Below are 11,998 nucleotides of genomic sequence, written 5' to 3'. Positions count from 1 at the left end.
TCAACTGACGCGCGCCAGCCTGATGGTGTTTTGCACAACCACCGACGAGCCCGGACACCCAGGCGCGTCAGATCGTTAATGCACTTCCACTGCAACAACGTGTTCCTGGCGGTCGTCAGCCAACGGAATCAGGGCATAGGCGGTCTCATCCCCGCTTTGGCCGACGGATTCAAGCAGCACGCCGTCGAGACGCACCTGCATGTCTGGCCCTGTTTGCCCTTGGCTGCGCCCAACCGTTACGTGGTAGACCGTGTTGCGGTAGCGGTAGTGGATCTTATAGGAATCCCAATGGGCCGGCAGACAGGGCGTAAGGCGCAGGCGGTCCACTTCCAGGCTCAGCCCAAGCAGTGTTTCCACGGTCAGCCGGTACATCCAGCCGGCCGCACCAGTGTACCACGTCCAACCGCCCCGGCCGGTATGCGGCGGCGCGGCATAGAGGTCGGCACTCATGACATAGGGCTCGACCTTGTAACGGGCGACCTTTTCCGGGCTGTCCCCATGCCCCACGGGACTGAGCATGGCAAAGAGTTCCCAGGCCCGCTCCCGCTCGCCAAGCCCGGCCAGGGCCATGGCCGCCCAGATGGCGGCATGGGTGTATTGTCCGCCGTTTTCCCGCACACCGGGCACATAGCCCTTGATGTAGCCCGGCTCCAGGCTTGAGGTGTCAAAGGGCGGGGCCAGCAGTTTGACCAGTCCGTCCGGGCGTGACACCAGCCGCGCATCCACCGCCGCCATGGCCTGCCTGCACCGCCCGGGATCGCCGGCCCCCGAGAGAACAGCCCAGCTCTGGCTGATGGAGTCGATCTGGCATTCCGGGTTTTCCGCCGAACCCAGCGGCGTCCCGTCGTCGAAGTAGGCCCGGCGGTACCACTCCCCGTCCCAGGCCTGGCCCTCGATGTTGTCGCGAAGCTGGGACGCCTGCCCAAGGCAGGTTTCGGCCAGGACGGCATCCCCACGACGCAGGGCCAAGGTGGCAAACAGGTTTAGGTTCTCGTAGAGGAAAAAGGCCAGCCAGACGCTTTCCCCCCGCCCTTCCTGGCCGACCCGGTTCATGCCGTCGTTCCAGTCGCCGCAGCCCATAAGCGGCAGGCCGTGGACGCCGAAACGCAGCCCGTGCCGTATGGCCCGGGCGCAATGCTCATAGAGGCTGGCCGTTTCCGACGAACGCTGGGGCTGGTCGTAATAGGCCTCCTCGTTGGGATCGAGTTCGCGCCCCTCCAGAAAGGCCACCGGCTCGTCCAGAACCCCGGTGTCCCCGGTGGTCAGCACGTAACGGCTGGTGGCATACGGGAGCCACAGATAGTCGTCGGAGAAATGGGTGCGCACGCCCTGGCCGTTGGGCGGATGCCACCAATGCTGCACGTCGCCCTGGAAAAACTGCCGGCCGGCGCAGCGCAGGAGCTGCTCGCGGGCAAGGTGCGGTGCGGCGTGGACCAGGGCCATGGTGTCTTGCAACTGGTCGCGAAAGCCGTACGCCCCGCCGGACTGGTAATAGCCGCTGCGCCCCCACAACCGGCAGGACAGGGTCTGGTAGACAAGCCAGCCATTGGCCAGCACGTCCAGCGCCGGATCAGGGGTTTCCACATTGATGGTGCCCAGTGTCCGGTTCCAGTGCTCCCAGACGGCCTCCAAGGCCCCACGCGCCCCGGCCGGGCCGCCGAAACGTTCGATGAAATACCGGGCTTCGTCGTTGTCCCGGGCAGCACCCAGGAGAAACACCACCTCGCGCTCCTCGCCCTCGTCCAGTTCGATCCGGGTCTGGATGGCGGCGCACGGGTCAAAGCCGGCCCCGGTGTTGCCGGACAGCGCGGTGCGCCCCAGGGCGGCGGGATTGGCCTGGGTACCGTTGCGACCGAGAAATTCGGTCCGGTTGCCGGTCACCGACCGCTGTCCCTCGCTGGCCTGGGCAAAGACGATGCGGCCGCCGCATTCCCGGCCGTAGGCATTGCGGGCGAACAGCGCCTGGGTCAGAGGATCTTTTTCGGTAACGATGTGCAGCAGGTTGGCGTGCCGCCATTCCCCGAGCACCAGTTCGAAGTAGCCGGTCAGCGACAGGCGGCGCGCCCGCCTGGAATGGTTGCGCAGCTTAAACACCATGAATTTGACCGGCGCGTCCATGGCCACATAGATGGAGAGTTCCGAGGAGATGCCGGCTTCGTCGTGCTCGAACACGCTGTAGCCAAAGCCGTGCCGGCAGACCGTCCCGGACCGGCCAGGGGCCGGGAGGCCCGTTGGCGACCAGAAGGTCCCGGTGGCTTCATCGCGCAGATACAGGGCTTCGCCGCTGACATCGCTGACCGGGTCGTTGTGCCAGGCGGTCAGACGGAATTCGTGGGCGTTTTGCGCCCAGGTATAGGCGCTGCCGCACTCGCTGACCACCGTGCCGATGTGCGGACTGGCGATGACGTTGGCCCAGGGCGCGGGTGTGGTCTGCCCTGGTTCGAGCATGACGACATATTCGCGCCCGTCAGGCGTAAAGCCGCCCAGGCCATTATCGAAAATGCGCTGACGCGCCCCCAACTGCCAGACCCGTTCAACAGGCTGCCGGGTCAGCATGTTAAGCGGCTGGGGCAGACGCCCGGCCGGGCTGCGGCGTTCCACCTGCTCGGCCAGGGTCTCGGCGGAATCAGTCACCACGACCCGGGCCACGGTTTGAAAGAGCACCCGGTCCTCTTCCGAGAGTTCCTCGGCGCGGCGCACGAAAACACCTCCGGGGGTATCCAGAATGGCCGCTTCAGGCCCGGCGTGCAAAAGCCCCATGATCCGGTCGTGGAGCACGGCCCGGTAACCCGAAAAATCCTCGTTGATAATCACCAGATCCGAGGCCAGGCCCTTCATCCGCCAATAGGCGTGGGCCTGAAGCATCTGCCGGATCAGATCGATGCGCTCAATATCGCCGATGCGCACCAGGATGATCGGCAGATCGCCGGAAACGGCAAAGCGCCACAGTCCCGACTGGCCCAACTGGTTGCGGGCGATAACACTGGGCGCTGCCCGGCGCAGGCCGTTGCCAAAGACCACCGAGGTGGCCAGCCGGCCGTAGATCTGGGCATCGGCTTCGCTGGCGCCAAGCCGGCGCAGCACTTCCTGGCTCTGAAACCAGGCCATTTCAAAGGCCCGTTCGACAAAGTGGCGGTCGCCGTATTTCTCGATCACGGCCAGGGCTGCCTCGCGCGTCTCGGCCACGCCGGAAATGATCTGCACCGTGGCCGAGGCGTCAGGAGGCAAGGTGACGGTACGCCGGATGGCGACGATGGGGTCAAGGACCGAACCGGCGGTATTGGATAGCGCGGCCGGACCGTTGACGGCGTCCAGGGCCAGGGGATTGGCCGGGGTGCGCCCCCGGCCGATAAAGGCGGCCCGGTCCGTCTCAAAGGACGGATCGCTGACCTCCATGCCCGGGGCGGCAAACAGATGGAACAGCCACGGCGTGTGTTCCTCTGGCGTGCGCCGACGGCGGGTGCACAGGATAGCCTGCCGGTCGGGCAGGATTTCGGTCGTTACAAACAGGTTGCTAAAGGCCCGGTGGGCCAGATCGGCGTTTTGCGGGGCCATGACGACTTCGGCGTAACTGGTCATCTCGATATGCCGGGTGCGCGAGGACAGGTTGGTCAGGGTGACCCGCCGGATCTCGACGTCATCCTCCGGGGAGACGCTCAGCTCGGTATGGGTCTCGATGGCCTGATCCTGGCGGCGGTATTCGGCCCTGGCCTGGACAAAGGCCGTTTCAAAGGACTCGGCCGGGTGCAGCGTCGGCTGGTGGGTGGTGGACCAGTAGCGGCCGGTGTCGGTATCGCGCAGATAAATAAACGTGCCCCAGGAATCGGCCGTGGCATCCTCGCGCCACCGGGTGACGGCCAGATCATGCCAGCGGCTGTAGCTGCCGCCGGCGTTGGTGGCCATGACATGGTAGCGGCCGTTGGAGAGCAGATGCACCTCTGGCAGGGGCGTATCGGGTTTGGTGAAAACGCGCATGATCGAGCCTGCTTCCGTCACCGGGGGATGGGCGCTGGCGCTGACTTCGGCGGCATGGGGATTGATGGTCGCCCCATCCTTGGGCACGCGTTCCTGCAACAGCGATTCGGTGGCCCGAATGAAAGGGAAGGACAAAAAGCGCCGCTGCATGGGCTCCCCTAAAAGGGCCTGGGCAAAGGACAGCAGGCTCATGCCCTGGTGGTGGGCCATAAACGCCCGCACCACGGCATAGTGTTTGCCCCGGGGGACGCGGCTGGGCGTGTAGTCCACGGCCTCGAAAAAGCCTTGCCGGCCAAGGAACCCCTCGGCAGCCAGCCGTTCCAGATTGCGACAGGCCTCACCAGGGGCCACCAGCAGGGCCAGGGCGCTGGCATAGGGGGCGATGACCAGATCGTCGCCAAGGCCGCGCTTAAAGCCCAGCCCCGGCACGCCAAAGGCCCGGTATTGATAGACTTGGTCCACGTCCACGGCATTGTAGCAGGATTCGGATATGCCCCAGGGGACGGCCCGTTGGCGGCCGTATTCGATCTGGCGCGACACCGCGGCCTTGCAGGTATGATCCAGCAGGGTGTTGGCATAGGCCGGCATGACGAGCTGGGGCATGAGATACTCAAACATCGAGCCGCTCCAGGAAATAAGGCTCGGGTCGCCGCCGTGGCTCGTCAGCAGGCGGCCCAGGGAAAACCAGTGCTTTTGCGGGGCCTGCCCTTCGGCGATGAGCAAAAAGCTGGTGAGCCGGGCTTCCGAAGCGAGTAGATCGTAACAGGACGGATCGCGGCGGCGCTCCCCGACGTCGTAGCCGATGGCCAGCAGATCGCGCGTCGTATCGTAGAGGAATTCAAAATCCATGACCGCCAGTTCCCGACAGCGGCCCACCAGTGCGTCGATGCGGCCAAGCCGCTCCATGGCGGCCTTGGCCCGGGGCAGAGCAGCGGCGTTGGGTGCCCCACTCCCTTGTGCGGCCGGGGTTTTGGCCGCTGCCGCATCCTCCTGGGCCAGGGCGGTCAGGGTCGCAATGCCGCCCGGCCGGCCCGGCCCCGGGGACAGCAGCTCCAACTCTTCCAGCAGGGCGCGAACCTGATCGTCAAAAGCCCGGACCCAGTAGCCCAGTTCGCCGTCCACGGACGCGTCTGCGGCCAGCCCGGCCGCCAACGCGCCGCTCAGGCCGCTCAGGGAGGCCAGGAGCGCCTTTGCGTCACCCAGCGAGCGCACCGGACCATTGTCGCAACACGTTCGCAACCTGTCATGCAACTGCCCGATTTGACCGGCCATCACCCCGGCGCGCGCCGTCGGGGCCTGTTCGGCCAACAGCCCCAGGGTGTCAAAAAGCCCGCGAATCGCGGCCGGCGAAAACACCGGCTGCTCTTTGACCTCGGCAAGCCCGGCCTGCAAGGTGAGCAGACAGCCGGCCAGATTGCCGCTGTCCACCGTCGAGACATATTGCGGCCGCAAGGGGGCCAGCGTCCGGGTGTCGTACCAGTTGTAGAAATGGCCCCGGTACCGCCGCAGCTTTTCCATGGCCGACAGGGTGTTTTCCGTCCGCGTTAAAAACTCCCCGGCGCACAGATAGCCGAAATCGTAGGCCGCCTGATTGGCCAGCAGGGCCATGCCGATGTTGGTCGGCGAGGTGCGCGAGGCAAGCATGGCCGTCGGGTATTCCTGGAAATTGTCCGGTGGCAGCCAGTTGTCCTTCGCGGTGACAAAGTCCGCGAAATAGCGCCAGGTGCGGCGGGCGGCACTGCGCAGAAACAGCCGCTGGTCCGGCGAGAGCACCTGCTTCGGGGCGGCCAGGGGCTGGCTGATCCACCAGGCGAGGGCCGGGGCGACAAACCACAGGAGCAGGATGGGGAGGCTGGCCGGCCAGGCCGCCGGCCGCTCGAAAAATACCGCCAGGGCCAGGGTCGCGGCCAGGACCGGCGCAAACCAGAACTCCAGGCAATAATCGGCCAGCGTCTGACGGGCGTTTCGGTTGGCATAGGCCGGGCCGTGCCACAGAAGCAGTCCGCGCCGGGTGAAAAGCTGGCGCAGGCCCGAGCCGGCAATGGCGTCCAGGCTGAGCAGCGCCTCGTAGGGCAAAAAGGCCAGGGTCAAGAGCGCCAGCAAAAGCGGCCGGACGGCTGCCTTGCCGGTCTGGCCCACATGGGCCGTCCAGGAGCGTTCCTCGGGCTTGCACAACAGCCCGATGGCGATTGCGGGCAGGCTCGGCAAAAAGACCACGGTCAGGACCGCCAAGGTCCACACCCAGGCCGGACCCGGGCCAAGGAGCCAGCCGACGCCGAGCAAAGCGCACAGCGCCGGCGCAATGAGGCTGCGGCGCAAATTATCGCACAGCTTCCACACCGACAGGGCTGTCAGCGGATTGCCTCGCCGTTGCGTTTGTGCCCCATTGGGTCCGCAAGGCCCGGGTACACGCGGCAACAGCCAGTCGATCAACTGCCAGTCGCCGCGTATCCAGCGGTGGCGACGGCTGGCATCGGCGGCGTAACTGGCCGGATGCTCTTCGATCAGGTCCACGTCGGTGACCAGGGCCGAACGGGCGTAGCCGCTCTCCAGCAGATCGTGGCTGAGGATGCGGTTTTCCGGGAAACGGCCGTCCACGGCCAGCCGGAAAGCGTCCACGTCGTAGATGCCCTTGCCGATAAACGAGCCTTCGCCGAAAATGTCCTGGTAGGCGTCGGAGACTTCGCGGGTGTAGGGGTCGATACCGGCTTCGCCGGCGTAGAGCCTGGAAAAACGCGACTGGCCGGCGCTGGTCAGGCTGATGGAGACGCGGGGTTGCAGGATGGCGTAGCCCTCGACCACCCGGCCCTTGGCCGCATCGTAGACCGGGCGGTTGAGCGGATGGGCCATGTTGCCAACCAAAGCCCGGGCCGCGTCGCGGGGCAACTGGGTGTCGGTATCCAGGGTGATGGCGTAGCGGATGGAACCAAAGAGGGAAGCGTCGCCTACGATCTCGGAAAAAGCCGAGGCGGCCTCGCCGCGCAACACGGCGTTAAACTGCTCCAGCTTGCCGCGCTTGCGCTCAAAGCCCATCCAGGTCTGTTCGTAGGCATTAAACACCCGGGGGCGGTGCAACAGGTAAAAGATGCAGGGCCGATCCTCGCGGTAGGTGGCATTGAGCGCCGTAACCGCCGCACGGGCGGCAGCCAGCACCGCAGCGTCACCGGGCAGCGTTCGCACGTCGGCGTCGGGAAAATCTGTCAGCAGGGCAAAAAAGAGATTGGCATCGCGGTTGCCAAGATACCGGATTTCCAGAGCTTCAAGCAGAATATCAATATCATTTAGGGAGGAAAGCAAGGTGGGGACAACCACCATGGTGCGCGCCTCAAGCGGGATGCCTTTGGAAAAATCCAACCGGGGCAGCGGGCGCGGCGACAAGGCCAGGGTGGCCGCGAGGTTGACCAGCGGGACGGCCAGGGCCGAACCGCCGAGCAGGCCGGTCAGGGCAGCCAGCCAGTACCGCCAGTCGCCGGGTGCAAAGCGGTCAAACGTGCCGAGAATGGCCCAGGTCGCCACGGCGGTCAAAAGGGCGATGCCGCCGAGGTAGCAGAGCAAGCGGCTGGTGCGGCTCAGCCGAGCCGCCAGCGACTTGACGGACACACGGCTGCCGACGGCGCACTCCAGGCCGGGGCGTCCGGCATCGAGCAGATAGTAGCCGACATGGGCCGACCGGTCGCCGGCCCCGGACCGCTGGGCCGCAGCCCGGGCCAGGGCGATGGCCTGACGCGCCACGGCCGGCTCGCTGTGCGTACTGCCCCGGGCGACGTTTTCAACAACATGCCGGTAGCGGTCGCGGGTGGCAAAATCCTGAAGCGCGTGCATCCCGGCCGGGTCTTCCCGCAGCGTTTGTTCCACAACGCTTAAGGATTCGACGTATTCCCGCCAATCCATGGCTCCGATAAACCGCAGGCTGCCGATGCTGTTGGCGATGGAAAGCTGGATGGTTGCCGCGGTGCGGCCGGCCGCTTCCGAGAGCTGGGTGGCGGTGACGCCTTGTTCGAGGAGCTTTTGGGCCACCCAGGTCTGGATAAAGGCCATGGAAGCGCCCTGGGCCTGGAGCCTGGAGTGGAATTCCTCCACAAAGGGAGCGGTCAGCGGCACATCGGCGTTGGCAAACTCCGCCAGGAGCAGGATGAGTTTTTTCGGCTCCTTTTCCGCCGTGGCCAGCATCCGATCCGCCCAGACAACGGCCGCGTCGCGTTCCTCGCGGCGTTTGGCGATGCGCAGCCCCACGCGGCGCAGATTTTCCAAAACCGCCAATTGCAGCATGATCGGAAAAGCCCACAATTCGCCCAGGGTCAACGGTTCGACGGTCTGATAGGCGGCCACGAACTGGGTGGCGTTGTCGTTGTCGATGCGCCCGTCCATGTGCGAAATGAGTTCCAGGGCCAGATCGTAGATGCGGGGAAATCCGGTCAACGGCCCGGTGGCCAGCCGGGGCAATTGGCGGCTGTACCCGCGCGGCAGATGCCGCCGGGCCAGCCCGATCTGCTGCTCGATCAGATAGAAGTTGTCCAAAAGCCAGGCTTCGGCCGGTACGATCCGCCCGCCCTCGGTGGCCGCCTCGGTGACGACAGCGTACGCCGCCCGCAGCACCCGGGCGTTGTCGGCCAGCCGCGGCAAGAGCATATCCGGTCCAGAGTGGGGGTCGATATTGTGCAGTCCGGCCAATTTGGCGGCATGGAGCGCAAGCTGGTTAAGGCTTAAAAGCTCAGAACGCAGCAATTCGGTATTCTTATCGTTTCGCAGGGCGTGGCGGGCCCGTGTAGCCGATCCAAAATCCTTAATGCTCATGGTGGTTTCCTTGATCGAATCCGGGATCCGAAGCGCCACTGATTCCTCATTTGATGCTTGCAAAGATCATCGGCAGGTAGTTGTTGACCCGAAGCGCGTCTCGGGCGTCACGAACCAACTCGAGAGAATATGCTTATTTAACATTTCCGCTTTTTTTAAGCGGCACGTATAGAAATTCAGAAAACAAATTAGCAAAGAATCACAAGTTGATACAAACACCAACATTGTGATCCGCTACACGCAGCACTCCTTTTCAATCAGTGCAAGGACGATGGCGCTTACAGACAGCGCCATCGTCGCAGCGTCAGTACGGCTTGAGACATTGCTCGCGTTGGTAGTCGCAATTCTCGAGACAGCTTCGCCTATTTCCCAGACCGGACGGGTCATAACACCGCGCCGTGCACGTTCTCCATTGCTTGTTGCAATACTCCAGACTGCGCGCCTGTTCGACTCTCGGATAAACTCCCCCGCTCAGAAGGGGCAACGGATCAATGACCTTGCCCGCGTCAGCGTCTTCCAGAAAGATATCCCGGCCGGAAGTATCCCGATAATAGAGCCTTCCGTACTCATTGGTGGAATAGGTTACATTGTCTTCGTCCAGGATATAATACATCCCGGCCTTGCCGCGCTCGACCCGCATATTTCTCTCAACGATTACGGGACTCCCCGCCTGATCGAGGTAATAAATCTTGCCGTTGCCATCCCGATAATACAGGCGCTGCCCTTCGTCGCCCCGATGGACGATCATGGCCCGTTCGCTCGGGTAAGCGGCCACGGTGTTGGCGGCATCCGGCGGGAGCGCTGTCCTGCGGACACAGCCGGAAGCGACGACCAGAGCCAGGATCGCAAGCGATCCCAACAGATATGGCATTCGAAGCGTGTTGCTTTTCATGTATTGCCTCTTGTTGGCAACGTGTGGCCCGGCAAAGGCCCAGGCCTGTTACCGTGAGCTGTCGGCCGGCGTCCCTGCCCCAACGCATTGAGACCATTGTCCTGCCGACCGACAGGCCGGGTCTTTTCGCAGGGGGCTGACGCCGGGCCATCCAGGTATTGTTATCGCCTGCCGCAACCGGAATAGGTGCTCTTACAACTTGAGATACAGGCGTTTACGTTAAACCTTGATCTGTTATTGGGATCGGAACGGCAATCATTCGTGCATTGGCGCAGTTGCTGCTTGCAAAACTGCGGTGTTTCAGCGCGCGGGGCATCCAGTTGATTGGGCTGGGCCGCCCCGGGCGTTTCAGGATTTACCATCAGCCTGTTGCCGTCCCGGACCACATGCTGCCTGGCCACGCAGGTAAGGTTGCAGGCCTCGCAATTGCGGTTGCAGATGGTGCTCGGATCGCCGGACGGAGCATTGACCGTACACACCACCGAGCCGTCAGGACGGATACATTGGAAGGAATTGGGGCCGCCGGCAAAGGCTGCGGCAGCATTGAGACAGACAAGGGTCAGGGCAATAAGAATCAGACGATGCATCACGTCAAACCTCCGCAGTGTTTCGGCTGCCGTGGGCAGCATTCTTGCGCGATACCTGAGGGTGCTGCCACCGCACGGCGGCAGGACAGCAGCCTCGCGCGTTATTTCCTGGCCAACAGCCAGCCGAGCAGCAAACCGCCAAGGCAGGCACCGCCCATGGCGTAATACGGCTTGGCGTGGACAACCGCGTCTGCGGCCGAAACCTTGTCCAGAAAACGGTCTTCAACCCGGTGAAACGTGTTTTTGGCCGATTCCAGGCGTTCAGAGAGAGCATCGCGGGCAGCCAGGATCCGGGCTTCCTGCTCCCCGGCCGTCGCATCGACAAGGGCCTGAGCCTGGTTGACGAGGTGATGCAGCTCCCTACTAACGGACCTGGAGACATCTTGTATATGCGCCATATGACACACTCCTTGTATTTTGTTGCAAATATTGCCTCAAAACCAAAATGCGAAATTGAGGAACTTAGCAAACAATAGCACTCCAAAATTGAAACTGTCGAGGGTAATAAGCATCTTTTTTACAACTCTTAAAATATTTATCGCAACGCACCGTTCTTATTTAACAAGATCAAATCAATCAACAGGATCAATAATTTTGAATTCAATTGAACTGCTACAAAAAAAGCACCCGCAATGACGCACAATACCCTGGGACTTCTGGAGATCATCAGAGCGCGTGCCACGCTCGCGGGAGGGGCCGGCTTGCGGGAACCCGGGTGGGGAGCGCCGGGCGGGCCGGCCAGAACAACCCTTCCAAACCGCGTGCAGCATCGCCGGGCGGACCTCTCCCCCCGGCCAACCCCCGCGCAGAATGAGCGGGCGGGCCTCTCCCCTTCGGTCAAACCGCGTGCAGAACGGGCAGGCGCTTGATCCGAACCTGCCCGCCTGCACCACCGTCCTTCCCCCCCGGCCCAGCTGCAATCAGGCCACGCGGGATCGCTCCCCCCGTGACCTTGCCAAGCCGCCATAAAACCAAGCGGCTCAAAGCCCGCAGGACCCTTTTTAAGAATTAATGCAAAAAGGCGGCTTTTTCGCTGGCAAAATTTCAATTATGGGGTAGAGTGACGTGGTATGGCTTTCTTTATCTCCATACACATGCGCAAACACTCCTGTTTTCTGCCGTGTAATCTTCAACCTAGCAGAAAGCATAAGCTGCCACCATGAAGCAAACTTCTGAAAATAGTACAGAAAAGCTACAGAGCGTTATTGAGGCTGTGGGCAGTATCATCAACTCGATCTGTGGCCCGTTAGCGGTCTTGAATTCTGATCTTGTCGTCTTAAAAGCCAACGAATCCTTTTACAAACTTTTTAAAGTCACCCAGCTTGAGACTGAAGGAAAGCCCCTCCTTGGGCTTGGCAACCAGCAATTGGACTGCAACAACCTTCAGGAATTTCTCCAACGCGCGCTGACGACAAAATCAAAATTCCACTCGCTTGATATCGCCTATAAACACGCATCGTCCGAGCTGACGACCATGCGTTTAAGCGCGCGCGTTGTTCACAAGACAGACATCCACACGCAACTCATCATTATCTCTGCTGAAGACATAACACACATTGAACAAAACAAGGTAAATGACCGCTTAATAACCAAGGAAAGAACCCAGGATCTTGTTGCCGCCCGACATTACTGTCCGGCTAAGAAAAGGCTTGACGCCTGAAAGCGACAACTGGTGCAAGCTCATGATGCCTTTCCACTTAGGCGATCAATTTTGAAAAAATGGCATAAATTGCCATGACATCAAGTTCAA

The 11,998-nt window shown here is 62.4% G+C and carries 5 protein-coding genes; 1 reads left to right on the top strand and 4 read right to left on the bottom strand.

Annotated elements, in window-relative coordinates:
- Positions 1 to 75: 75 nt before the first annotated feature.
- The 4 genes from GTA51_RS12010 to GTA51_RS11995 all read right to left on the bottom strand — a co-directional run bounded on the left by GTA51_RS12010 (position 76) and on the right by GTA51_RS11995 (position 10,646).
- Positions 76 to 8,769: a glycoside hydrolase family 94 protein gene (locus GTA51_RS12010; protein WP_170300335.1), complete on the bottom strand. Its 8,694-nt coding sequence runs from the start codon at positions 8,767 to 8,769 to the stop codon at positions 76 to 78.
- Between the two features lie 304 nt (positions 8,770 to 9,073).
- A complete protein-coding gene (locus GTA51_RS12005; protein WP_160961393.1) occupies positions 9,074 to 9,661 on the bottom strand; it encodes a hypothetical protein in 588 nt (195 codons plus the stop codon).
- A 161-nt stretch (positions 9,662 to 9,822) separates the two neighbouring features.
- Positions 9,823 to 10,251, bottom strand: a complete 429-nt coding sequence (locus GTA51_RS12000) for a hypothetical protein (protein WP_160961391.1) — start codon at positions 10,249 to 10,251, stop codon at positions 9,823 to 9,825.
- A gap of 98 nt (positions 10,252 to 10,349) precedes the next feature.
- Positions 10,350 to 10,646 carry a DUF883 family protein gene (locus GTA51_RS11995; RefSeq protein WP_160961389.1) on the bottom strand — a complete coding sequence of 99 codons (297 nt, stop codon included), beginning with the start codon at positions 10,644 to 10,646 and terminating at the stop codon, positions 10,350 to 10,352.
- A gap of 761 nt (positions 10,647 to 11,407) precedes the next feature.
- Here GTA51_RS11995 and GTA51_RS11990 point away from each other — a divergent pair.
- On the top strand, positions 11,408 to 11,908 hold the full coding sequence (locus GTA51_RS11990; RefSeq protein ID WP_160961388.1) for a PAS domain-containing protein: 501 nt from the start codon (positions 11,408 to 11,410) through the stop codon (positions 11,906 to 11,908).
- Positions 11,909 to 11,998: the final 90 nt, after the last annotated feature.

This window comes from Solidesulfovibrio aerotolerans, from assembly GCF_009856865.1.
Lineage (GTDB): Bacteria > Desulfobacterota > Desulfovibrionia > Desulfovibrionales > Desulfovibrionaceae > Solidesulfovibrio > Solidesulfovibrio aerotolerans.
The sequence above is the reverse complement of the archived record's forward strand: the minus strand, read 5'-3'. Positions and strand labels throughout refer to the sequence as shown.